The organism is Streptomyces chlorus, from assembly GCF_042655885.1.
In the GTDB taxonomy this organism is placed as follows: Bacteria; Actinomycetota; Actinomycetes; order Streptomycetales; family Streptomycetaceae; genus Streptomyces; species Streptomyces chlorus.
Genome location: NZ_JBHSOA010000003.1, coordinates 216643 through 240223, shown reverse-complemented (window position 1 = coordinate 240223; position 23581 = coordinate 216643). Strand labels below are relative to the sequence as shown.

17 protein-coding genes and 1 pseudogene are annotated in these 23581 nt (G+C 71.7%); 11 read left to right on the top strand and 7 right to left on the bottom strand.

Annotated elements, in window-relative coordinates:
- Nucleotides 1–227: 227 nt before the first annotated feature.
- The 4 genes from ACFPZI_RS01475 to ACFPZI_RS01460 all read left to right on the top strand — a co-directional run bounded on the left by ACFPZI_RS01475 (nt 228) and on the right by ACFPZI_RS01460 (nt 5197).
- Complete coding sequence (locus ACFPZI_RS01475) at nt 228–2471, top strand: glycoside hydrolase family 9 protein (RefSeq protein WP_381357013.1); 2244 nt, start codon at nt 228–230, stop codon at nt 2469–2471.
- 144 nt (nt 2472–2615) lie between these two features.
- Nucleotides 2616–2861: a hypothetical protein gene (locus ACFPZI_RS01470; RefSeq protein ID WP_381210763.1), complete on the top strand. Its 246-nt coding sequence runs from the start codon at nt 2616–2618 to the stop codon at nt 2859–2861.
- Nucleotides 2862–2864: 3 nt separating this feature from the next.
- A complete protein-coding gene (locus ACFPZI_RS01465; protein WP_381357010.1) occupies nt 2865–3242 on the top strand; it encodes a toxin Doc in 378 nt (125 codons plus the stop codon).
- A 338-nt stretch (nt 3243–3580) separates the two neighbouring features.
- Complete coding sequence (locus ACFPZI_RS01460) at nt 3581–5197, top strand: RICIN domain-containing protein (RefSeq protein WP_381357007.1); 1617 nt, start codon at nt 3581–3583, stop codon at nt 5195–5197.
- A 97-nt stretch (nt 5198–5294) separates the two neighbouring features.
- Here the strand turns inward: ACFPZI_RS01460 and ACFPZI_RS01455 are convergent, their stop codons facing one another.
- Nucleotides 5295–6464, bottom strand: a complete 1170-nt coding sequence (locus tag ACFPZI_RS01455; RefSeq protein ID WP_381357004.1) for an alpha-hydroxy-acid oxidizing protein — start codon at nt 6462–6464, stop codon at nt 5295–5297.
- A gap of 336 nt (nt 6465–6800) precedes the next feature.
- Between ACFPZI_RS01455 and ACFPZI_RS01450 the strand changes: the two genes are divergently transcribed.
- A complete protein-coding gene (locus ACFPZI_RS01450) occupies nt 6801–7235 on the top strand; it encodes a subtilase-type protease inhibitor (RefSeq protein ID WP_381357001.1) in 435 nt (144 codons plus the stop codon).
- 178 nt (nt 7236–7413) lie between these two features.
- Here the strand turns inward: ACFPZI_RS01450 and ACFPZI_RS01445 are convergent, their stop codons facing one another.
- From ACFPZI_RS01445 to ACFPZI_RS01430, 4 genes are all read right to left on the bottom strand, one after another.
- The gene (locus tag ACFPZI_RS01445; protein ID WP_381356998.1) at nt 7414–10242 is read right to left on the bottom strand and encodes an NHLP bacteriocin export ABC transporter permease/ATPase subunit; all 2829 of its coding nucleotides are present in this window, start codon (nt 10240–10242) and stop codon (nt 7414–7416) included.
- Nucleotide 10243: 1 nt separating this feature from the next.
- Nucleotides 10244–12469 (bottom strand): NHLP family bacteriocin export ABC transporter peptidase/permease/ATPase subunit, encoded by a 2226-nt coding sequence (locus tag ACFPZI_RS01440; RefSeq protein ID WP_381356996.1) that lies wholly within the window; start codon nt 12467–12469, stop codon nt 10244–10246.
- Nucleotides 12466–13272, bottom strand: coding sequence for an HlyD family efflux transporter periplasmic adaptor subunit (locus tag ACFPZI_RS01435; protein ID WP_381356994.1), 807 nt, complete (start codon nt 13270–13272; stop codon nt 12466–12468). The genes ACFPZI_RS01440 and ACFPZI_RS01435 overlap by 4 nt, the downstream gene beginning before the upstream one ends.
- Before the next feature lie 159 nt (nt 13273–13431).
- Nucleotides 13432–13647 (bottom strand): type A2 lantipeptide, encoded by a 216-nt coding sequence (locus ACFPZI_RS01430; protein WP_381356991.1) that lies wholly within the window; start codon nt 13645–13647, stop codon nt 13432–13434.
- A 639-nt stretch (nt 13648–14286) separates the two neighbouring features.
- Between ACFPZI_RS01430 and ACFPZI_RS01425 the strand changes: the two genes are divergently transcribed.
- The 6 genes and pseudogenes from ACFPZI_RS01425 to ACFPZI_RS01400 all read left to right on the top strand — a co-directional run bounded on the left by ACFPZI_RS01425 (nt 14287) and on the right by ACFPZI_RS01400 (nt 20883).
- The gene (locus tag ACFPZI_RS01425) at nt 14287–15603 is read left to right on the top strand and encodes a S1 family peptidase (protein WP_381356989.1); all 1317 of its coding nucleotides are present in this window, start codon (nt 14287–14289) and stop codon (nt 15601–15603) included.
- A 462-nt stretch (nt 15604–16065) separates the two neighbouring features.
- Nucleotides 16066–16794, top strand: a pseudogene (locus ACFPZI_RS01420) (SpoIIE family protein phosphatase); the annotation flags it as partial.
- Nucleotides 16795–17155: 361 nt separating this feature from the next.
- A complete protein-coding gene (locus tag ACFPZI_RS01415; RefSeq protein ID WP_381356987.1) occupies nt 17156–18223 on the top strand; it encodes a glucose-1-phosphate thymidylyltransferase in 1068 nt (355 codons plus the stop codon).
- Nucleotides 18220–19209, top strand: a complete 990-nt coding sequence (gene rfbB, locus ACFPZI_RS01410) for a dTDP-glucose 4,6-dehydratase (protein ID WP_381356984.1) — start codon at nt 18220–18222, stop codon at nt 19207–19209. Before ACFPZI_RS01415 ends, rfbB begins: the two co-directional genes overlap by 4 nt.
- Nucleotides 19206–20093 (top strand): dTDP-4-dehydrorhamnose reductase, encoded by an 888-nt coding sequence (rfbD, locus tag ACFPZI_RS01405; protein WP_381356981.1) that lies wholly within the window; start codon nt 19206–19208, stop codon nt 20091–20093. Before rfbB ends, rfbD begins: the two co-directional genes overlap by 4 nt.
- On the top strand, nt 20080–20883 hold the full coding sequence (locus ACFPZI_RS01400) for a class I SAM-dependent methyltransferase (protein WP_381356978.1): 804 nt from the start codon (nt 20080–20082) through the stop codon (nt 20881–20883). Before rfbD ends, ACFPZI_RS01400 begins: the two co-directional genes overlap by 14 nt.
- Here ACFPZI_RS01400 and rfbC read toward each other — a convergent pair.
- Both rfbC and ACFPZI_RS01390 read right to left on the bottom strand, forming a co-directional pair.
- Nucleotides 20873–21481 (bottom strand): dTDP-4-dehydrorhamnose 3,5-epimerase, encoded by a 609-nt coding sequence (gene rfbC / locus ACFPZI_RS01395; protein WP_381356976.1) that lies wholly within the window; start codon nt 21479–21481, stop codon nt 20873–20875. The genes ACFPZI_RS01400 and rfbC overlap by 11 nt on opposite strands.
- 3 nt (nt 21482–21484) lie before the next feature.
- Nucleotides 21485–23422 carry a glycosyltransferase family 2 protein gene (locus ACFPZI_RS01390; protein WP_381356973.1) on the bottom strand — a complete coding sequence of 646 codons (1938 nt, stop codon included), beginning with the start codon at nt 23420–23422 and terminating at the stop codon, nt 21485–21487.
- Between the last annotated feature and the right edge of the window lie 159 nt (nt 23423–23581).

Here is a 23581-nt window from a genome sequence, read left to right as displayed (position 1 = left end):
GGCCCCGGCCTCGTCTCCGCCCCGACAAGCGCCTGGTGCCCGTTCGGGTCGCGTCCGGTGCCGGTCCGGCACCTGGCCGGCACGCGCCCGTCGTCCGACGGCGTTCGTCACCAGTCCTGTCCCACCCGTTGACGGAGTGTCACATCTGCCACAACGATGTCCATGTACGAATGGGAGCGCTCCCATTCGTAGCCGCCGCCGTGTCCTCCCACCAGAGGAGCCCAGACGTGAACAGACGCAGAACCGCTCTGCTGTCCCTGACCGGCCTGCTGGCGACCGCGCTCACCGCGCTGCCCGCCGCCCCGGCCGGGGCCGACGAGGTCGAGCAGGTCCGCAACGGCACCTTCGACACCACCACCGAACCCTGGTGGGCCTCCGCCGGTGTCACCACGAGCCTGTCCGACGGCCGCCTGTGCGCCGACGTCCCCGGCGGCACCACCAACCGGTGGGACGCCGCCGTCGGCCAGAACGACATCACCCTTGTGAAGGGGGAGTCGTACCGCTTCTCCTTCGCCGCGACCGGCACACCCGCGGGCCATGTGGTCCGCGCGATCGTCGGCCTGTCGGAGGCCCCGTACGACACCTACTACGAGGTCTCCCCGCAGCTCGGCGTCTCCGGCGACACCTACTCCTACACCTTCACCGCGCCCGTGGACACCGAGCGGGGCCAGGTCGGACTCCAGCTCGGCGGCAGTCCCGACCCCTGGCGCTTCTGCATGGACGACGTGTCCCTGCTGGGTGGCGTGGAGCCCGAGCCGTACGAGCCCGACACCGGGCCCCGGGTCCGCGTCAACCAGGTCGCCTATCTCCCGGCGGGCCCGAAGAACGCCACCCTGGTCACCGGGGCGACCGAGCGGCTGCCCTGGCAGCTGAAGGACGCCGACGGCAGGGTCGTCCGGCAGGGCAGGACCGTGCCGCGCGGAGTGGACGGCTCCTCCGGGCAGAACGTCCACTCCATCGACTTCGGTGCCCACCGCGCGCGGGGCGCCGGCTACACCCTGGCCGTGGACGGCGAGACCAGCCGGCCCTTCGACATCGACGCCGGCGCCTACGAGCGGCTGCGGCTGGACTCGGCGAAGTACTACTACACCCAGCGCAGCGGCATCGAGATCCGCGACGATCTGCGCCCCGGCTACGCCCGCCCGGCCGGACACGTGGGCGCGGCGCCCAACCAGGGCGACCGCAAGGTGCCCTGCCAACCGGGCGTCTGCGACTACACCCTCGACGTCACCGGCGGCTGGTACGACGCCGGCGACCACGGCAAGTACGTCGTCAACGGCGGCATCAGCACCTGGGAGGTGCTCAGCACCTACGAACGCGCCCGGCACGCCCGCACCGGACAGGCGGACGAACTGGGCGACGGCACGCTGAACATCCCGGAGAGCGGCAATGGGGTGCCCGACATCCTCGACGAGGCCCGCTGGGAAGTGGAGTTCCTGCTGAAGATGCGGGTGCCCGGGGGAGAGCCGCTGGCCGGCATGGCCCACCACAAGATCCACGACGAGCAGTGGACCGGGCTGCCGCTGCTGCCCGGCGACGACCCGCAGAAGCGCGAACTGCACCCGCCGAGCACCGCCGCCACCCTGAACCTCGCGGCCACGGCAGCCCAGGCGGCCCGCCTGTACCGGCCCTACGACAGGGAGTTCGCGGCCGAGGCCCTGTCCGCCGCGCGCACCGCCTGGACGGCCGCGCTCGCCCACCCCGAGGAGTACGCGAGCCCGGACGACGGCATCGGCGGCGGCGCCTATCCGGACGACGAGGTGAGCGACGAGTTCTACTGGGCGGCGGCCGAGCTGTATCTCACCACGGGGGAGCGGCAGTTCAAGGAGTACGTCCTGAAGTCCCCGGTGCACACCGCCGACATCTTCGGCCCCCTCGGCTTCGACTGGTCGCGCACCGCGGCGGCCGGCCGGCTCGACCTCGCGACGGTGCCGAACAAGCTTCCGGGCCGGGACAAGGTCCGCAGCTCCGTCGTCAAGGGCGCCGACCGCTACCTGGCCACGCTGAAGGCACACCCGTACGGCATGCCGTACGCGCCGGCCGGCCACGTCTACGACTGGGGCTCCAGCCACCAGATCCTCAACAACGCGGTCGTCCTCGCCACGGCGCACGACCTCACCGGCGCCGCCAAGTACCGGGACGGTGCGCTGCAGAGCATGGACTACATCCTCGGCCGCAACGCCCTGAACATCTCCTACGTCACCGGGTACGGCGAGGTCAGCGCGCAGAACCAGCACAGCCGCTGGTACGCCCGCCAGCTCGACCCGGCGCTGCCGAACCCGCCCGCCGGGACCCTCTCCGGCGGACCCAACTCGAGCATCCAGGACCCCTACGCCCAGTCGATGCTCCAGGGCTGCGTCGGCCAGTTCTGCTTCATCGACGACATCCAGTCCTGGTCCACCAACGAGCACACCATCAACTGGAACGCGGCCCTGACCCGCATGGCCTCCTTCGTGGCCGACCAGGGGTAGCGGACCAAAGTATCCGCGCCGGTGCCCGGGGTGTCGTCCCGGGGAAGGGGACGACACCCCGGGCCCACCCCTTTTGGTACCGCCCCATACCCACTCTGAACTGGTGGTATTTACGATCGAGTACCTGAGCGGTACCGTGATGGCATGCCTGCTCTGAATGTGGAGTTCAGTGACCGTGAACTCGAGGACCTGCGGCAGATCGCCAAGGAGCGCGGTACATCGATGAAGGCGCTGGTGCGGGAGGCGGCCGCGGCCGACATCGCCCGCCACCGGGCACTCCAGGAGGGTGCGGAGGCATTCCGCCGGTTCTTCGCCTCGCACGCCGACGAATTCGCCGCCGCCTTCCCGGACGACGAACCGCGGGCCAAGGGCGCGGGACGGGCCGCCTGACCGATGGCATCCGTTCTGCACATCGACGTGCCCTGGCTGCTTCAGCGGCACGAGGAGGTCCTCCCGGACCAGCCCACCATCAACGACTTCTCGGCGCTGGTCGCGGCCGTCGCCCGGCACCGCGTCGACCCGCCCCGCCTCGGCGTGAACTCGGACGCGGCCTGGCGGGCCGTCGCCCTGCTGCACACTCTCGCCCTGCTCCGCCCCCTGCCGTCGGCCAACGCCCGCTTCGCCTGCGCCACGGCGGTGGCGTACATGTTCGTCAGCGGCGTCGGCATCGACCCGCCCTACGGCGCGATCGTCGACCTCGCCCGCGATCTGATGTCCGGTGCGACAGATGTCTACGGAGCCGCGGACCGGCTCCGCTCCTGGCAGATCTGACCCCACCGCCGGAATGCGAGAACCGGTGAACCCCGGGAAAAACGCAGGTGGAAAGCCGATGAGGGTGACTCCGGGCACGTTTTTCCTTTTGACTTGCTGTCAACGAGCGAAGGTTTCCCCGGTGCCTTGTTGGCCGTGTGCCGGTTGTGCGAGAGTGAGTCACCCGTGAGGGGGTAAAATCCGGGGTCGCGCGCGCGTTGATGAACCGGGTCCGCCTTCACCACCGGTGAATTCGCGCCCTCCCGCGCAACACCGCCAAAGAGGTACGGACCGCGTGGGACTTCCCTTTTCGGCGTCAGAACTTCTGTGTCACCTGCGTGTGGGAAGGAACCATCTCAGTGCCCACCCCTCATCTCCCTCGGTCTCCGTATCCCCCTCCCGGAGGGGATACGGGGGAGTCCGACGAGTCCCTTGCCGCACGGTTGCGAGGCCGTCCGGAGGGCGAGGCCGCCCATTCCGTCGCGATGCTGACGGCACGTCACTGGCCGGCCATGCACGACTACGCGACCGTCTGCCTCGCCTCGTCGGGGCCGACCGCCGCCATGGTCACCGCGGCGGCACAGCACCGTGTCCTGAACCGGGTCGCCCTCGGCGAACCGGCCGTCGCCCTGCGCCCCGTGCTGCTGGTGGCCGTGCGGGACACGGTCCGGGAATGGGCCTCGGACGACCGGACCGCCGGTGCCCTGCCGGAGCTGCTGAAACCGGCTGGCGGGCGCGGCATGCGCGCGGCCAGGACGATGACGCCGGAGAACCGCACGCTCGCCCAGCGCTCGTTCCGGTCCCTGCCCGCCCTCGCCCGCTGCGTGCTCTGGCATGTCGAGGTCGAGGCCGAACCCGTATCCGTCCCGGCAGGCCTCCTCGGCATCGACCCCGACATCGCCTCGGGCACGCTCCAACAGGCGCGTGACACCTTCCGTCAGGGCTGTGTCCACGCCCATCAGGAACTCGCGCCGACGAAGGACTGCCGGTTCTACAACCGGCTCCTCGATGTCCCCATCCGTCGCGGCGGAACACTGCTCCCCGATGTCCAGCAGCACCTGGAGGAATGCCGCTACTGCCGGAACGCGGCCGAGCAGCTGAGCCATTTCGAGGGCGACCTCGGCACGCTCATCGTCGAGGCCGTTCTCGGCTGGGGCGCCCGTCGCTACCTCGACTCGCGCCCCGGCCGGGCGAACCCGGGCCCGCGCGGCGGACGCGGACACCGGTCGGGCGGCAGCCGGCACCGCCTGCTGTCCCGGATCCCCGCCCCCGTCCGCCTCACCGGCCTCGGACTCCCGGATGCCGTGCGCTCCACCAGGACCCTGCTCACCGGCCTCGGCGCCGTCTCGGCCGGGGTGCTGGTGAGCGTGCTCATCGCCGGGGGCTCCTCACCCGACGGCAGCGGCACCGACCCGACCGGCGTCACCAGCGCGGCCGGCGGCCGGGGGGTCGTACCGACCGAGTCCCCGCCGGGCGTGGCCGGACTGCCCACGGGGCCGCAGCCGGCCCTCCTGCGCAACGTCGCCTCCGGCCTGTGCCTCGACATCTGGGGCGAGCCCCAGGACGGCGCCGGCACTCGGCTCACGGGCTGCTCCTCACGGCTGAGCCAGCAGTGGACCTACGAGGAGGACGGGCTGCTGCGCAGCGTGGCCGACCCGGGTCTGTGCCTGGACGCTCACAAGGACGCCGGGGTCGTCGTCCTCGCCACCTGCGCCGACGCCGGCGAAAACCGGGCCGACGACGTGCGCTACGACCTCACCGGGCAGGGCGAGTTGCTGCCCCGCTGGGACGAACAGTTGGCGCTCACACCGGCCGCCCCCGATGCGAACGCCGACATCGTCATCAGGGTGCGGGACCGGACCGAGAACCAGCGCTGGCTGACCGACCCGGTGTCCTCGGCCGAGAAGGCCCTGTCGATCAGCCGCACCCGTACCCCGGCGGTACGGCACATGGAGCCGGCCGGGCCGGTTATGTGAACGGCGCGCCGGGGCGGTGACACACACCGCGCGCAGGGCCGGGGGAGCGGGCACGGGAGCCCACCGCCCCGGCCGGGCGCGCGGTGCCCCGGCCGGGTCAGCCGGTGCCCTCCACGAGGTCGCCGGGCCCGATCGTGGCCGGTGTGGCATGCCCGGACAGAGCGAGGGTGAGGTCCAGTTCGGCGAGCAGACAGCGGATCACATGCTCGACCCCCGCCTGCCCGTCCAGGCCGAGCCCGTAGACGTACGGCCGTCCGACGAGTACGGCCCGCGCGCCGAGGGCGAGCGCCTTGAAGACGTCGTCGCCGGTGCGGACACCGCTGTCGAACAGCACGGTCAGCCGGTCGCCGGCGGCGGCCACCACCCCGGGCAGCGCATCCGCCGCCGCGACGGCCCCGGCCACCTGACGGCCGCCGTGGTTGGACACCACCACCCCGTCCATCCCGGCATCGGCCGCGAGCCGGGCGTCGTCCGGGTGCAGCACACCCTTGAGAACGATCGGGCCGTCCCAGTTCTCCCGCAGGAACGCGAGGTCGGGCCAGGTCTTGGCGGGGTCGGAGAACATGCCGACGAAATGCATCACCGCCGCGTTCGGGTCCTCGTGCACGGGCTTGGCCAGGCCGGCCCGGAACGCGGGGTCCGAGAAGTGGTTGGCGGTGCCCACCCCGTGCAGGAACGGCAGAAAAGCCTGGTCCAGGTCGCGCGGACGCCAGGACAGCAGGGGAGTGTCCAGGGTGACCACCAGCACCGTGAACCCGGCGGCCTTGGCCCGGCCGAGGAAACTCCGGGCGACCTCAGGGTCCTTCGGCCAGTACAGCTGGAACCAGCGCTCCGCGTCGCCCATCGCCTCCGCGACCTGCTCCATCGGCGTGCTGGACGCGGAGGACAGCACGAACGGCACACCCTGCGCGGCGGCGGCCCGCGCCGCGGCCGGCTCGGCGTCCGGGTGCATCAGCGACAGTACCCCGACCGGCGCCAGCGCGAGCGGCGCCGGCAGCGCGCGGCCGAGCACCTCCACCGACAGATCACGCTCGTGCACGTCCCGCAGCATGCGCGGCATGATCCGGTGGCGCGCGAGAGCCGCCCGGTTGGCGCGCGCGGTACTGCCGTCGCCCGCGCTGCCCGCCACATAACCGACCGGGCCCGGCCCGAGCCGCCGCTCGGTCAGCTCCTCCAGCCGGTTCAGGTCCGTGGGCAGCCGGGGCACGGCACCCGTCATCCCGTTCAGATAGATCTCGTACTGGAAGTCCGCCCAGTGCTTGGCCATATGACGTCCCCGCCTCTCCTCGTCGAGCCGACTGAATCATGAACAGAAGGCGTCGCGGAACGGTCTGCCGGGAACGGAAACGGAATGTTTCAGGCCTATTGCGAAGCGGCGGGAATTCGGCCATCTGGCCACTTCGCACAAGCACCGGCCGTGCGGTTACCGGGTTCGCGCCCGCGCATTCCGTGACTTCACGCCACTGATTCAATACGCAATGTTACTGAAAGCGGCCCGGTCGACGTGTGTTTCCGCGGCGGACTCGGCAGACTCCCGCTCGCCGGTCCGGCACCACCGAGCACGGGCCGGCGACTCGTCGAAACGAGCGGAAGGATGCACACCATGCGGAACACCGCGCGCTGGGCCACCACCATCGGCCTGACCGCCGCAGCCGTCTGCGCACCTCTGTCCGGGGCCGCGTCGGCCGCACCGGGCGGCGCACCCTCCGCGCTCTACGCCCCGTCGGCCATGGTGCTCACCCTGGGCCACGGGGCGAGCGCCATGACCGTCGCACCGGAGCGCGCGGTCACCCTGACCTGTGCGCCCGGCCCCTCCGGCACCCACCCGGCCGCGGCCGCGGCGTGCGGGGAACTGGCCGAGGTGGACGGCGATCTGCAGGCCCTCACGGTGAGAGACGGCGTGTTCTGCACCCAGCAGTACGACCCGGTCGTCGTCACCGTCGACGGGGTGTGGCAGGGGCAGCGGCTCTCGTACGAGCGCACCTTCGCCAACGAGTGCGTGATGAACGCCCACGGTTCGGGCGTCCTCGCGTTCTGAGACCGGGACCGCACGGTTCCCGTGACCGCGTGGCGGTCGGGTACTGGGGAGTGCCGACCTCCTCGCGGAACGTGCGGCCCCGCAAGGGAGGCCGGCGGGCGGAGTGGGGCCGCCCGCCGGCCTCCGGCGTGTCCGGGGGCGGGTGTCCGGGGCTCGTGGCCGCGGCGCCCCGCCCCCGTCATGCCAGCTGACGCCGCACCAGCTCGTGCAGCCGGCCGCCCGGTTCGGCGAGCAGCCGGGCCGGCGGTCCCTGCTGGACCACCTTGCCGTCCTCCATCACCACCACCCGGTCCGCGTCCATCACCGTGGACAGCCGGTGGGCGATGACGACCCGGGTCGCCCGGAGCGCCTTGGTGCTCTCGATCACCGTGCGCTGCGTCTCGTTGTCCAGAGCGCTGGTCGCCTCGTCGAAGAAGAGGATGCGCGGCCGGCGGATCAGCGCCTGGGCGATCATCAGCCGCTGCCGCTGGCCGCCGGAGACCGCGCCGCTGCCCGAGACGATGGTGTGCAGTCCCATCGGCATCCGCCTGATGTCCTCGGCGAGCCCCGCCATCTCGGCAGCCGCCATCACCTCGTCGGGCGGGTACGGCTCGGTGCCGCAGATGACGTCAAGGACGGAGCCGGTGAACGGCTGGGCGTGCTGGAGCACCACACCGCACTGGCGGCGCACCGCGGACCGGTCGAGCGCGGCCAGGTCCTGACCGTCGTACAGCACACTCCCCGACTGCGGCCGGTCGAAGCCGATGAGCAGCCGCAGCAGCGTGGACTTGCCGCATCCGCTGGGGCCGACGACCGCCACGAACTCGCCCGGCCGGACCTCGAAGGAGACGTCGTCGAGGACCAGCGGCCCGTCGTCCGAATACCGGAAGGACACCCGCCGCGCCTCGATCGCCCCGCTCAGCGGGCCCGGCCGGGTGCTGGCTGCCCGCACCTCGGGCGTCGCGTCCAGCATCGGCCGGATCTGCTCGAACAGCGGCAGCGCCGCCACCCCGGAGACGAACGCGCCGGTCAGCTGGGTGACCGAGGTCAGCACCATCGTCACCGACGTGTTGAAGGTGAGGAACTCGGCCGCCGTCATCGAACCGCGCGCCGGACCCGCCAGCAGCATGAACATCGCCAGCGTGCACAGCGGCAGATAGACCGCGCCCAGCACCGCCGTCAGATTCTTGATCCGGCCGGCCTTCTGCTGGAGCTCTCGGCTGCGGGCGAACCCGGACGCCCACGCCCCGTACGCGTAGTTCTCCGCCGCCGCCACCCGCAGCTTCGGCAGGCCGCGCAGCGTCTGGAAGGCCTGGTTGTTCAGCTTGTTGGTGAGCACCACCAGACGCCGCTGCCACCGCACCTGCCACAGCCCGAGCCCCGTGAACACCGCGGCGACGGCGAGCAGCATCCCGATCGCGGCCAGCGCCATCGGCACGCTGAACCACAGCAGCAGCCCCAGGTTCACCGCGCCGACGGTGACGGACTGGGCGACCGTCGGCCCGGCACCGGCCAGCAGCCGGCGGATCGCGCTGATGCCCATGGCCGCGCTCGCCAGTTCGCCCGTCGAACGCTCGGTGAAGAACGACGTCGGCAGGCGCAGCAGCCTGTCCCAGACGGCGGGCTGGAGCGTGGCCTCCACCCGGCCCTCCAGCCGCAGCAGGGTGAGGTTCTGCAGCAGCATGAAGGCGGCAGCCGCCACACCGCTGAGGATCACCGCGAGACACACCTGCACGATCAGCCCGGTCTGCGCCTTCGGCACGAACTCGCCGAGCACCTTCCCGGTCGCGATCGGCACAAGCGCCCCGAGCGCCACCGTGACCAGACCGCTGAGCAGCAGCCCGGTCAGATCGCCCCGGGTGCCCGCCATGCAGAACCGCATCAGCCCGAGCGGACCGAGCCGCCGCTCGGGCAGCGGCCGGTAGAACATCACCGCGTGCGGCTCGAACTCCGCGGCGTTGGCCTTCCCCACCGGTGTCTCGCGCCCCGTCGCGGGATGGACCGCGACATAGCCGCCGCGCCGCCACAGCAGCGCCACCGGCGCCCCGGACAGCGCCCGGTGCCCCACCAGCGGCCCGACGTCGTCCCGCCACCAGTGGCCGTCCAGCCGTACGGCACGCGTGCGCAGCCGGGACGCGAGGGCGATCCGCTCGACCGGATCGAGCCGGTCGCCGCCGGTGCCCGACCGGGCCGGCTCGGCGAGCGGGATCCCGGCCGCCTCGGCGACCAGTCTGCAGGCCGCGTACGTGGCGTCCGCTTCGGCCGCGGTCGTCCCCTTCGACGACCGTGTGCCGATCGAGGCGAGCAGCGTCCGGTCGGCCTGGGCGCGGACCGCCTCACCGGCCCTGATGCCCGCCGCGGTCCGCGCCTCGTGGGTGTGCTCGAGCTGCTCGATCCAGCGGTCCAGCGTGGTCATCAGCCGGTACTGCTGCTCGACCAGGCTCTGCCACAACGCGGGGTCCAGCAGCAGGTCGGCCGCCGCCTCGGCCCCGTACAGCGAGCCGTACTGCACACTGCCCGGCGGCACCTGCATCCAGAACACGTCGTCGTCGCTGGGCGCGGTGGCCCGCTCGGTGGCCATCGGCGCCTGGAACAGCACCGACAGACTGCGGCCGACACCGAGGGCGAGGGCGTACTCCAGCGGACCGGTCGTCGGCGGGATGTACTGCGGGGTTCCGTACTCGTCGTACGACCAGGTCTGGGTACCCGCGTCCTGGTACAGCTCGCGCAGGCCGATCCGGTGCACCACGCAGTCCCGCAGCGGGCGGGCCACGAGCGTGTGCCGCGGCCCCGCCCCCGGACCGAGCAGCAGCGAGCCCGCCTCCAGCCGGCCCAGATGGTGCCAGTGGCCCTGCTCCTCGGCGTCGACCCCGAACAGGTCCACCGCGCCCGAAACGATCAGCCACAGCGTCTGCGGCCCCGCCAGGTCCAGCCGGCCGAACCCGGCACAGTCCACCCGGGTGCCCAGCGACCCGAGCGCGCCCAGCACGAGGTCGCCCCCGTGTCCCTCCTGCACGGTCGTCGTCATCTCAGCGCTCCCCGACCAGCGCGGCGTACGCGCCACCGCGCGCCACCAGCTCCTCGTGCCGCCCGCGCTCCACGACCGTGCCGTGGTCGAGGACGACGATCTCGTCGCTGTCCCGGACCGTGCTCAGCCGGTGCGCGATCACCACACAGGCACAGCCGCGGCGGCGCAGGTTGTCCATCACGACCAGCTCGGTCTCGGCGTCCAGCGCGCTGGTCACCTCGTCCAGGACCAGGATGCTCGGCCGCCGCACCAGCGCCCGCGCGATCTCCAGCCGCTGGCGCTGCCCGCCGGAGAAGTTCCGGCCGTCCTGCTCGACGTGGCTTTGGATGCCGCCCGGCCGGCGGGCGATCACGTCGTACAGGGCCGCGTCCCTGAGCGCCTCCACCACCGCCTCGTCCGGGATCGACGGGTCCCACAGCGCCACGTTGTCGCGGACGGTGCCCTCGAAGAGGAACACGTCCTGGTCGACGAAGGACACGGACGCGGCCAGCGCCCCACGCGGAATGTCCTCGATGCGCCGGTCGTCGATCCGGATCACCCCTTCCCAGGGCGCGTACAGCCCCGAGATCAGACGCGACACCGTCGACTTGCCGCTGCCGGAGCCGCCGACCAGTGCCACCTGCCGGCCGGGGCCGACCGCCAGGTCGAAACCGGTCAGCAGCGGCTTGTCCAACGGGTTGTAGCCGAAGGAGATGTTCTGCAGCTCCACATGCCCGAGCAGCCGGCGCGTCGAGTCGCCGGCGGCGGGACGGTCGTGGAGCGGATCGGCCCGGAAGTTCTCCACGTCCTTCAGCCGGGCCACGTCGGCCGCGAAGTCCTGGATGCGGCCCGCGACCCCGTTCAGCCGGGTCAGCGGCGCGGTGAACCGGGCGACCAGCACCTGGAAGGCGACCAGCAGACCGACCGTGATGTGCCCCTCGACCGCCCGCAGACCGCCGATCCACAGGAGCAGCGCGCTGTTCAGGGTGGCGAGCGTCGGCGCGACCACGCCGAGCCAGGCGGTCGGCACCCCGAGCCGCTGTTGCTCCTCCAGCGTGGTGGCGTGCTGTCCCGCCCATGTGCGGAAGTAGCCGTCCTCGCCGCCGGTCGCCTTCATCGTCTCGATCAACTGCAGACCGGTGTATGCCGTGTTGGTGAGCCGCGCGGTGTCCGCGCGCAGTTTCGCCGTACGGGTCGCGCGCAGCCGGATGACGATCCGCATCGCCAGGATGTTCAGCAGCGCCGCCCCGACCCCGACGAAGGTCAGCTGCGGGTCGTACGTGTACAGCAGCACCGCGTACAGCACGACCACCACCACGTCCACGCCGGCCGCCGAGAGGTCGTGGGACAGCGTTTCGGCCACGGCGTCGTTGGACTGCAGCCGCTGCACCAGGTCCGCCGGACTGCGCTGGCCGAAGAACGTCACCGGCAGTCGCAGCAGATGCCGCAGGAAGCGGGCGCTGGACAGGGTGGAGGAGATGATCCGGCCGCGCAGCAGATTGGCCTGCTGGAGCCAGGTCAGCACCAGAGTGAGCAGGACGCAGGCGCCCATCGACGTGAACAGCACGCCCAGCATCGATGTCTGACCGCCGATCAGGAACTCGTCGATGAAGGTGCGGCTGAGCCCGGGCACCGCCGCGCCGACCGCCACCAGCAGCAGGCTCGACAGCACGACCGCGGGCATCGTCCCCGCCGTGCCGCGCAGCCGGGCCGGCATCGCGCCGAGGACGCCCGGCTTGCGGCCGCCCCGGGTGAAGTCCGGCCCGGGTTCCAGGACCAGGACGACACCGGTGAAACTGCCGTCGAACTCCTCCAGCGGCACGAAGCGGCGGCCCTTGCCGGGGTCGTTGATGAACACCCCGCGCCGGCCGAACCGGCGGCCCATGCCGTCGTAGACGACGTAGTGGTTGAACTCCCAGAACAGGATGGCAGGCGCCGCCACCTCGGCGAGGGCGGCCAGATCCATCTGCATGCCCTTGGCGGTCAGTCCGTAACCACGGGCCGCCTTCAGCAGGTTGCCGGCCCGTGAGCCGTCCCGGGAGACGCCGCAGGCGATCCGCAGCTCCTCCAGCGGAACATGGCGGCCGTAGTGGCCGAGCACCATCGCCAGCGAGGCGGCCCCGCATTCCACGGCCTCCATCTGGAGCACGGTGGGCGTGCGAACGGTCCTTCTGCGCGCCTTGGGCACCTTGCGCCGGGCCGGGGCGGCCCGGCGGCGGCCGCGGGTCTCCCGCATGGTCGTCGTCATGGCAGCAGCCAGTCGACGGGGCGTTCGTCGGACAGCCGGACGGAGCCCGAGGCCAGGGTCATCGACGTCAGGGGGAACGGCGGACCGTCCGCCGAGGACCACGCGTAACCGCTCTTCGTGGCGGACGACTTCTCCAGTTCGACCGTGACGGCCACCGGCCTGCCCTTCTTCGTGAACTGCTCGCCCAGCCGGCTGTCTCCGAGGAAGGCGGCGATCTGCCGGGCGGACTGCCCGGCGCGGTCCACCGACTTCACCCTGCCGCGCAGCACCCCGTACTCCTGGCTCGGCGCCGACTGCACGGTGAGATCGACGGCCGCGCGCGCGGGGATGCCGGCCGCGCTCTCGGCGGGGACGTACACCGTCGCGTACAACGGGCCGTCGGACCCGGAAACCTTCTCCACGGCGGCGACGTCCGCGCCGGTTCGGATGATCTGCCCGACGTCGGCGGCGAGCGTGGTGACCCGGCCCGCGTCGAGGGTCCGGACGACCGTGTCGCCCCGCTCGGTACTGACCTCGAGGACGGGGGAGTCGGCGGGCAGCCGCTCGCCCTGCTTCGCGAGGACCGCGGTGACCTGGCCTGCGACCGGGCTCTGCAGTACGTAACTGCCCTGCCCGTGCGTCAGGACGGCGGGCGCGGTCACCGTGGAGGTCACCGATCCGGTCACCGCCCACACCGAGGCGGCGGCCATGGCGACCACGGTCACGGCGAGCACCAGCCGGCCCTGCGGCCGGGCGAAGCGCACCGGGAGGTCGAGTTCCTCGGGCGACTGGAGTTTGGCGAGGGCCTGTTGGCGGAACTGCATGGTTCTTCCCTCACCTGCGTGAACTCTGCGAAGGACGGAGACGGACTGCGAGGACCGAGACGGATCGCGAGGGCCGCAGAGGACGGCGGGCCTGACGCAAGCAACGCTGAGCCCCGGAGCCGGGGGGTGGCTCCAGGGCTCAGCGGCACTAGGGCGCGATCAGAGACCGGCGACCAGGTTCGTGACCGGAGCGGTGTTCAGGCCGGTCACACCCTCGACGGTGCCCACGCCGGTGTCGACCAGGCCGGAGACCGGGGCGATGCCGTCCACCGCGCCCGTGAGGGTGTTCACGGCGTTCACGGACAGGCCGCCGGAGACGTTGTCGAGCTCGGTGTCGGAGATCTCGACGGTCTCGACCTGGGGGGTGGAGTTCATGATGGAACTTCCCTTCGTATGGATATGTCACAAGGGGGAGCGGCCCTCTGGGGACAGAGTGAAGGCCGCGGCCGCGGGCCCCGAACCCCCGTCACCGGATGTCCGGAACTGACCTGCGGTGCGATGGATCAAAGCACGCCCCAGGTCCGGCCCTCCACTCAACCAAACCCCTCACCAGGCAACTTGCGGCCGTGTCGCGCCCAAGAGTGCAGAGAAGGCGACGGCCCGGTGGCGACTTCTTCACAGGGATCACCGCATCACCCCCTCCCACGGCTTGCGTCCCGCGAGAGGGAATCCGGCACAACGGCCCCAAAAGGCATGAGGGGGACAACCGGTCTGTGGAGGGCTCCCGGCTCCGGTGACCGGGCTGGGCATTCACTGTGCAGATTCACCGAAGCCGGGATTCCGCATCCCGGGAGAGACGGAGCGTACGCGCCCGGTCGCGGTACGTGTCGCCTCGGGAAGGGCCCCCGAACGCCGGGCCGGACACGCCGGTTGGCCGATTCCATGGCGCAAACCGACTGACCGCAAACGGATTTGAACGCCCCGCGGGACCCGTGCGTACCAACAGCCATCCAGGCGCCCCCGACAGCCGCCGAACGGCGGCACGACTCCGGTCCCCCCAGGAGGTCGAGAAGTTTGAGTCACAAGCGAATTCCGAAGCGCAAGGCCGCGATAGCGGTGGGCGGTGTGGTGGCGCTCGGCGCCGCCGCGATCCTGCTCCCCAACGCCAACGCGTCACAGGACGGCGCGTCGGACAACGCGGCGACCGCGCCGAAGACCCTCAAGGCGACGGATGCCTCGGACCTCGCCTCACAGCTCGCCGGGCTCCTCGGCGACGCGTTCGCCGGCTCCTACTACGACGGCGACAAGCAGCAGCTCGTCGTCAACGTCGTACCCGGCGACGACAACAACGTGATCGTGCAGGCGAAGAAGGCGGGCGCGACCGTCCGCGAGGTCGACAACAGCATGATCGAGCTGGCCGCGGGCAAGCGGACACTGAAGACCGAGGCCACCATCCCCGGCACCTCGTGGGCCGTCGACCCGCGCACCAACAAGATCCTGGTCACCGCCGACTCCACGGTGACCGGCGAGAACTGGGACAGACTGGAGTCCACCGTGCGGGGCCTCGGCTCCGGCATGGCGACCATCAAGAAGTCCGAGGGCACGTTCAGGACCTTCGCCTCGGGCGGGGACGCGATCTTCTCCGGCGGCGCACGCTGCTCGCTCGGCTTCAACGTCACCGCGAACGACGGCGCGCCCGCCTTCCTGACCGCCGGTCACTGCGCGGTCGCGGCCGACGAGTGGTCCGACGCGCAGAACGGCGGGCCGATCGCCACCGTCGACCAGGCGGTCTTCCCCGGCGAGGGCGACTTCGCGCTCGTCCGGTACGACGACCCGGCCACCGACGCGCCGAGCGACGTCGACGTCGGGGGCCAGACGGTCCAGATCACCGAGGCCGCGGAGGCCACCGTCGGCCAGGAGGTGTTCCGGATGGGCAGCACCACCGGGCTCGCCGACGGCCAGGTCCTCGGACTCGACGCCACGGTGAACTACCCGGAGGGTACGGTCACCGGTCTCATCCAGACCAACGTCTGCGCCGAGCCCGGCGACAGCGGCGGCTCGATGTTCACCCAGGACGGCCTCGCGATCGGCCTGACCTCGGGCGGCAGCGGCGACTGCACCGCCGGCGGCGAGACCTTCTTCCAGCCGGTCACCACCGCCCTGGCGGCGGTCGGCGCGACCCTCGGCGAGGGCGGCGCGGGTGTCGGAGCCGACGACCAGGCGGGTGGCGAAGAGGCCGGAGGTGAGGACACCGGTACCGGCGACCAGGCCGGCGAAGTCGGCGGCGAGGAAGCGGGCCAGGACGACGGAGCCGGTTACGGAGCCGGTTACGGAGCCGGCCAGGGCGCCGAGGACGGCGCAGGTGACGAGGGCCTGACCGAGACCCACTGACCGGATCCCGCTGACCGCCCCCGGTACCCCTTGCCCCCGGCCCTGACCGCACCCCGGCACAGCCGAAGCCGGTCCGGACCGGACCGGGCCAAGCAGGCCGGACCAGGNNNNCCCGGGGGCGGCGGCACGTCGACATGCGCGGGCGTCCCGTCCCGTACGCCAAGAGCCGAGGTGCCCGCGGCCCGCGGCCCGCGTCTGCGGCAGAAGCAGCGCCACGTCGTCCGGCCGGTCCCCCTCACGTGCCCCGGGCCCGGCGGGCCCGCCGGCGCCGGCGCGGAGGGCGTCCCCTCGGACACGCCGACCACCTTCTCGCACGGCTGCGTCACCGGTCCCGGAAACCCGCTCTCCTCCCTGCGGACGCGTCGCGCACGGTGAGCGCGGCAGCCCCGCAGTGCATCGCCCCGCTGCCGGTTGTCCGCCTCCGTCCCCGTTCCCCGGTGCCGTACCCGTGTCACGCTCCGCACCGCCTGGTGCGTACGTGCCGGGCATCTGCCGCCGGTGCTGCGTCATCCCGACGGCTGTACCGAGATAGCGGAGGCGGAGGGCGGCCCGCCGCTGGGCGTCATGGCCCAGGCCGACTTCCCGATGAGCCCGCTCCGGCTGTGGCCCGGCACGGTGGTCGCCCCCACCACGGACGGCCTGGTCGAGTCCGCCGAGGCCGACATCGACGAGGGCATGGACCACTTCACCCGCCGGCTGGCCGCCGCAGACCCGGCCGACCTGGGGCTGGTCGCCGACGGCCTGCTCGGCAAGGCCCCCCGCAGCGACGACGTCGCCCTGCTGCTGATGCGCTACGAGGGCATGACCCTGCGACCGCTGCGGGAGACCTGGACGGTGTGGCGCGTGCCGCAGGCCGTCGGTCACGCCCGCCGCTTCACCTGGCGCACTCTGCGCTCCTGGGGTGTGACCCAGGACCTCGACACAGCCCTGCTCGTCGTCTTTGAACTGGTCACCAACGCGCTCGTGCACACCGAGGGGCAGGTCCGCCTCGACCTCACCCTCCTCGGCGACCGGCTCCGCCTCGCGGTCGCCGACGCATCGCCCCGCGGTCCCGCCAAGCCGAGCAGCATCGGCTGGGAGGCCACCGGCGGCCGCGGCATCCTGCTCGTCGAGGCACTGTCGGCGGCCTGGGGGACGCTGCCGGTCAGCGGCGGCAAACAGGTGTGGGCCGAACTCGGCACGCACCGGTGAGCAGGCGCCGTCCCGGCCGTCGACAACACTCCCGGAACCGATGTCATCCCTTCGGGTGACACGCTGACGAGTGTGCGGCCCGGTCCCGGTCCCTGTCCCGGTCCCGCGCCCGCCGCCGGCCCGGTCCGCGCCCGACCTGCCCGGACCGCACCGCGGGAACCCGCCGCCCGCGCACGGGCGTTGACGCACCGGCCCGGGACGGGCCGACGCGCCCGACAGGCGAGTCGGGTGTCCCCGCGCGGCGCGAACCAGCGGTCATGGGCCGGAAAAACGGCGACTGGACGGGACTTAATGGGGATTTCGTAATGAACCGTTAAAGCGAGTGATGTTCCATGTGCCGCGCACCACTATGGTGAGGCAGATGAAGGCTCTCGTGCTGTCCGGCGGCGCCGGCACCCGGCTGAGGCCGATCACCCACACCTCGGCGAAGCAGTTGGTCCCCGTGGCCAACAAGCCCGTGCTCTTCTACGGGTTGGAATCGATCGCGGACGCCGGCATCACCGACGTCGGAATGATCGTCGGCGACACGGCCGAGGAGATCGAGAACGCGGTGGGCGACGGATCGAAGTTCGGCCTGCGCATCACCTATATCCCCCAGGAACGGCCCCTGGGGCTGGCACACGCCGTGCTGATCGCCCGCGACTGGCTCGGGGACGACGACTTCGTGATGTACCTCGGCGACAACTTCATCGTCGGCGGCATTTCCGGACTCGTCGACGAGTTCCGCCGGCACCGGCCCGACGCCCAGATCCTGCTCACCCATGTCGCCGACCCCCGCTCCTTCGGCGTCGCCGAACTCGACGCGAGCGGACAGGTGATCGGCCTCGAGGAGAAACCCGAGCGTCCCAAGAGCGACCTCGCCCTTGTCGGCGTCTACCTGTTCACCCCCGCCATCCACGACGCGGTGCGCGCCGTCAAGCCCTCCTGGCGCGGCGAACTCGAGATCACCCACGCCATCCAGCACCTGATCGACTCCCGCGTCGACGTGCGCTGCACGGTCATCCACGGCTACTGGAAGGACACCGGCAACGTCGTGGACATGCTGGAGGTCAACCGGTCGGTCCTCGAAGGGATCGAGCGCCGGATCGACGGCGAGGTGGACGACGCCTCCGAGACCATCGGCCGGGTGGTGGTCGAGGAAGGGGCCCACATCAGCAACTCGCGCATCGTCGGTCCCGCCATCATCGGCTCCGGCACGGTCGTCACCGACTCCTACGTCGGACCCTTCACCTCCGTCGCGGAGAACTGCCGGATCAGCGACAGCGAACTCGAATTCTCCATCGTGCTGCGGGACTCCTCGATCGACGGCGTCCGCCGCATCGAGTCCTCACTGATCGGCCGCCATGTCGAGGTGACCCCGGCCCCCAGCGTCCCCAGCGCCCACCGATTCGTCCTCGGAGACCACAGCAAGGTGCAGATCCACACATGAACCTCCTCGTCACCGGAGCCGCCGGCTTCATCGGCTCCCGCTACGTCCGTACGCTGCTCGCCGCCGGCGCGCCCGACACCGTCGACGCGCCGAGGATCACGGTGCTGGACGCGCTCACCTACGCCGGCACCCTCGACAATCTCGAACTCGCCCACCCTCGCCTCGAGTTCGTCCACGGCGACATCCGCGACGCCGACCTCGTCGGCAAACTGACCGCCGAGGCGGACCAAGTGGTCCACTTCGCCGCCGAGTCGCACGTCGACCGCTCCATCCTCACCGCCTCCGACTTCGTCCTCACCAACGTGCTCGGCACCCAGGTCCTCCTCGACGCCGCCCTGCGCCACGGCGTGGACACCTTCGTGCACGTCTCCACCGACGAGGTCTACGGGTCGATCGCGTCGGGCTCGGCGACCGAGACGTACCCGCTCGAACCCAGCTCCCCGTACTCCGCCTCCAAGGCCTCCTCCGACCTGCTCGCCCTGGCCTACCACCGCACCCACGGCCTGGACGTCCGCGTCACCCGCTGCTCCAACAACTACGGCCCGCACCAGTTCCCCGAGAAGGTGATCCCGCTCTTCGTCACCAACCTCCTCGACGGAGCGCAGGTCCCGCTCTACGGCGACGGCCTCAACGTCCGCGACTGGCTGTACGTCGACGACCACTGCGCGGGCATCGACCTCGTGCGGACCCGGGGCAGGGCCGGAGAGGTCTACAACATCGGCGGCGGTACCGAACTCACCAACAAGGACCTCACCGGCCTCCTCCTCGAAGCCTGTGGAGCCGGCTGGGACCGGGTCGAGCACGTCGAGGACCGCAAGGGCCACGACCTGCGCTATTCCGTCGACTGGACCAAGGCCCGCGACGAACTCGGCTACCGCCCCCGTCACGACTTCACCACCGGCCTCGCCGAGACCGTCGCCTGGTACCGCGACAACCGTGCCTGGTGGGAGCCGCTCAAGCAGCGCGTCAGTGGAGGAAAGCCATGAAATGGCTGGTCACCGGCGCGGGCGGGATGCTCGGCCGGGACACCGTCGACGAACTGACCCGGCGCGGCGAACAGGTCACCGGCCTCGACCGGGCCGCTCTCGACATCACCCGGGCCGAGGCCGTCGAGCGCGCGCTGTCCGAGCACCGCCCCGGCATCGTGGTCAACTGCGCCGCGTACACGGCCGTCGACGACGCCGAGACCGACGAGGAGCGCGCCACCCTGGTCAACGGCGACGGACCGCGCCTGCTGGCCCGCGCCTGCGCCACGCACGGCGCCCGGCTGATCCACGTCTCCACCGACTACGTCTTCTCCGGCGACGCCCGCGCCACCCCCTATCCCGAGGACCACCCGACGGCCCCGCGTACCGCCTACGGCCGCTCCAAGCTGGCCGGCGAGCGCGCCGTGCTGGAGGAGCTGCCCGGCGCGAGCGCCGTCGTGCGCACCGCCTGGCTGTACGGGGTCCACGGCACCAGCTTCGTGCGGACGATGATCGGTCTCGAGGCCCGCCGCCCCACCGTCGACGTCGTCGACGACCAGCGCGGACAGCCCACCTGGAGCGCGGACGTCGCCGCCCGCATGGCCGACCTCGGCCCCCGCGTCGGCGACGACGTGCACGGCGTCCTGCACGCCACCAGCTCCGGCGAGGCCACCTGGTACGACCTGGCCCGGGAGGTGTTCCGGCTGATCGGCGCCGACCCCGACCGGGTACGGCCCACCACCGGAGCGGCCTTTCCCCGGCCCGCACCGCGCCCCGCGTACAGCGTCCTCGCGCACGACCGCTGGCAGGACATCGGCCTGCCGGCACCGCGTGACTGGCGCGTCGCCCTGCACGAAGCACTGCCCCGCATCCGCAAGGAGAGTCCCCTTCGTGAAACGCCATGAGTTCCTGCGCGCACTGCACAAGGCCAGCGCCAACCGCAACTACCTGGAGATCGGCGTCAACGACGGCCGCAGCCTGCGCCTGTCACGCGTCCCCAGCATCGCGGTCGACCCCGCCTTCAAGGTCGTCTCGGAACTGAAGTGCGACGTCCACCTGGTCAAGGCCACCAGTGACGACTTCTTCGCCCGCGACAACCCGCTGGCCCACCTCAAGGGCGGCCGGCACCCGCTGCGCAACCTCCGCCGCGGCCGCAGCCCCATCGGACACTGGCGGCGCACCACGCTCGACCTGTCCTTCATCGACGGCATGCACCTGTTCGAATACGCCCTGCGCGACTTCATGAACGTCGAGAAGCACTCCGACTGGTCCAGCGTGATCGTCCTCGACGACATGCTGCCGCGCAGTGTCGACGAGGCCGCCCGGGACCGCCACACCACGGCCTGGACCGGCGACGTCTACAAGATCACCGAGGTGCTGGCGCGCTACCGCCCCGACCTGGTGACGGTCCTCGTCGACACCCAGCCCACCGGCCAGCTCGTGATCTTCGGCGCCGACCCGGACAACACCGTGCTGCACGACAAGTACGACGAGATCATGGCCGAGTACAAGGTGCCCGACCCGCAGAAGGTGCCCGAGACGATCCTGGAGCGGGCCGGCGCGGTGCCGCCCGAGGCGTTGATCGAGGCCGGCTTCTGGCGTCCGCTCACCCAGGCCCGCAACCGCGGTCTGCCGCGGCGCCTGGGCTGGGAGCCCCTGCGCCGCGCGCTCGACCAGGTCGGCGTCAGCCGCTGAGCCCCCTGCCGCGCAGCTCCTCGTAGCGTGCGCGGCAGGCTTCGTACGACGGCAGCAGGCCGAGGCGCTCCGCCTCGGCCAGCGTCGGCGCCTGCTCGTCCTTCGGCGACAGCACCGGGTCGATGCCCTGCGGCCACTTGATACCCAGGGCCGGATCCAGCGGGTGCACCCCGTGCTCGCGGCCCGGCGCGTAGCCCGTCGAGCACAGGTACACCACTGTCGCATCGTCGGTGAGCGCCATGAAGGCGTGCCCCAGCCCCTCGGCGAGAAACACCGCGTGCCGGCTGTCGTCGTCCAGCCGTACGGCCTCCCAGCTCCCGTACGACGGTGACCCCACCCGCAGGTCCACCACCACGTCGAGCACCGCGCCGCGCACACAGGTCACGTACTTGGCCTGGCCGGGCGGCACGTCCGCGAAGTGCACCCCGCGCAGCACGCCGCGGCGCGACACCGAGCAGTTGGCCTGCGCCAACGACAGGTCGTACCCCGTCGCCCCGCGGAACTCCTCACCCCGGAACCACTCGTGGAAACTGCCCCGGTCGTCCGGGAACACCTTGGGCTCCAGTACCCAGGCACCCTCCAGGTCCAGTGCGCGCACCGGTCACCACCTTCCTCTGATCAGCGGCGCCACCCTCGCACGGGCAACGCCGAGCACCCGCCGCGCCCTGCGCGCCAGTTTCTCCACGGAACCGGGGCGCGGAACCTGCACCACCAGCACCCCGCCCCGGCCGGCGCGGAGCGCGAACGGCAGCCCGCCGAACCGCGGTTCGGCGGCATCCGGGTCCAGGCAGAGCGCCACCCGCCAGACACCGCGGGGGAGACCCGAGGGCAGTGCCGCCTCCAGCCGCGACCCCGGCCGTTCCGGCTCAGCGGTCAGCGCGCCCGGCGTGTACAGGGTCCGGCCCGCGGAGGTGAACCGGAGCCGCACCGGCGTGCCGTCCACCGCGTGCAGCGGAATCCGGGCGCGCAGCCGCGCCCCGGAGACCGTGACGTCAGGCCGCCGCACCTGGCCGAGGCCGAGCCGTCTGCCCTTCACCGGGATGTCCAGAGAGAGATTGCCGTGCGGCTCCGTCCAGTACGGCAGGACCGCCCGGCCGGCGGCGACGCCCGCGTACGGCTCAGGGCGGGTGGCACGCGGGGCCGGGCCCAGGCGGCACTCCTTGGTCCAGCCGCCGAGCTTGACCCGCACGACGGCATCCCAGACCCCGTCACCCGGCAGCATGCCCGGGTCGACCGTGGCCGTCGCCCGCAGCACCAGCCGCATATGCTCCCCGTCGTCGGCCAAAACCGTCTCCCGGGTGAACTCCACGGGCTGGAAGTACTGGGCGGAGCTGGAGCGTTCACGCAGCAGCAGATCCGCGGTGGCCTGGTCGAAGCGGGCCGCGGCCTCCGCGCCGACCCATGCCACCGCCTCCTCCACGTTCTTCGGCGTATCGGCCGGCGGGGTGCGCGCGGCATCCGCCGGGAACGTCATCGGCGCGCCCGCGGAGGCGTACTCGGTGGTGAAGCCGATGAGCAGCGAACCGCCCGCCCACTCCACGCTCGTGGGCGCCGCCGTCGGAACGACCCCGGCCTCCCACTCGGCGAAGGCCACCACGTCGTCGTACCGGTCCGCCGCCGTCAGCGAGGCGACCACCTGCTGCGTCGGCTGCAGCCCGGCCGCGACAGCGGGTCCGAACCGTTCGACGACCACCTTGTGGATCTCTCCGAACAACTCCCTGCGGTAGTCGTCCGGCAGCCCGAGCAGCCGCCGGCCACGCAGCCGTTCCACCATCTCCACCCGCAGCCACCGGCGGAACAGCCGGTCGCGCACCGGACCGGGCTCGGTGTAGCGTTCGACCACGTCGAGCGCCTCGCGGAGGTTGCTGAAGTAACCCACCGGATCGAAGCGCTGGAAACCGGCGTTGGAGGCGTCGTCGCGCCGGATGTGGTAGTAGCAGACGTAGTCGCTGAGCACGGAGACGTTGGCCGCGCGCAGATACGCCTCGGTGACGAAGACGTGGTCCTCCAGACGCCGCCGTCCCTCGGGGAAACGCAGCCCGATCTCGTCGAGGAACACCCGGCGGAACATCTTGTGCGGGGTGAGGCTGTCGATCAGCGGGGCGTTCTCCACCGTGGCCCGTGGATGGTTGCGGCGGAACAGCTCCACCGGCACACCGCGGTTCTTGCCGGCCATCTTGCCCACGACGACGTCCGCGCCGTTGGCCACCCCGTACGCGTACATCCGCTCCAGGGCCTCGTCGCCCAGGTAGTCGTCGTTGTCGACGAACATCACGAAATCGCCCCGGGCGGCGGCGATGCCGACGTTGCGCGGCTTGCCGGACCAGCCGGAGTTCTCCTGGTGGATCACCCGCATCCGGGGATCCTCGGCGGTCAGCCGGTCGAGCCGTGCGGAAGTCCCGTCGGTGGAACCGTCGTCGACGAAGATCGCCTCGTACTCTTCGGGAGGCAGGGACTGCCGTCGCAGCGAGGAGATGCAGTCCTCGATGTAGGTCCCCGGGTTGTACACGGGGACGATGACGCTGACCTTGACCGGCATCTGGATTTGTGGCCCTTCGGGTCGCCTGCCGCCGAACGGGCGGATTGGTACGCGTTGCCCGATCGTAACCCCGTGGCCACCCCGGTCTCACCTTTCAAACGCCGTCGAGACCGTGCCGTGATCATCCCTCGCACGCCGGGTCGATCGGCGTACGGAAAG

What these genes read in the sequence shown, in the direction of transcription:
- ACFPZI_RS01430 (WP_381356991.1), bottom strand. Translation starts at nt 13,647, where the DNA reads ATGAACTCCACCCCCCAGGTCGAGACCGTCGAGATCTCCGACACCGAG.
- ACFPZI_RS01415 (WP_381356987.1), top strand. Translation starts at nt 17,156, where the DNA reads ATGAAGGCTCTCGTGCTGTCCGGCGGCGCCGGCACCCGGCTGAGGCCG.
- ACFPZI_RS01470 (WP_381210763.1), top strand. Translation starts at nt 2,616, where the DNA reads ATGCCTGCTCTGAATGTGGAGTTCAGTGACCGTGAACTCGAGGACCTG.
- ACFPZI_RS01455 (WP_381357004.1), bottom strand. Translation starts at nt 6,464, where the DNA reads ATGGCCAAGCACTGGGCGGACTTCCAGTACGAGATCTATCTGAACGGG.
- rfbB (WP_381356984.1), top strand. Translation starts at nt 18,220, where the DNA reads ATGAACCTCCTCGTCACCGGAGCCGCCGGCTTCATCGGCTCCCGCTAC.
- ACFPZI_RS01445 (WP_381356998.1), bottom strand. Translation starts at nt 10,242, where the DNA reads ATGACGACGACCGTGCAGGAGGGACACGGGGGCGACCTCGTGCTGGGC.
- ACFPZI_RS01465 (WP_381357010.1), top strand. Translation starts at nt 2,865, where the DNA reads ATGGCATCCGTTCTGCACATCGACGTGCCCTGGCTGCTTCAGCGGCAC.
- ACFPZI_RS01435 (WP_381356994.1), bottom strand. Translation starts at nt 13,272, where the DNA reads ATGCAGTTCCGCCAACAGGCCCTCGCCAAACTCCAGTCGCCCGAGGAA.
- ACFPZI_RS01450 (WP_381357001.1), top strand. Translation starts at nt 6,801, where the DNA reads ATGCGGAACACCGCGCGCTGGGCCACCACCATCGGCCTGACCGCCGCA.
- ACFPZI_RS01440 (WP_381356996.1), bottom strand. Translation starts at nt 12,469, where the DNA reads ATGACGACGACCATGCGGGAGACCCGCGGCCGCCGCCGGGCCGCCCCG.
- ACFPZI_RS01390 (WP_381356973.1), bottom strand. Translation starts at nt 23,422, where the DNA reads ATGCCGGTCAAGGTCAGCGTCATCGTCCCCGTGTACAACCCGGGGACC.
- rfbD (WP_381356981.1), top strand. Translation starts at nt 19,206, where the DNA reads ATGAAATGGCTGGTCACCGGCGCGGGCGGGATGCTCGGCCGGGACACC.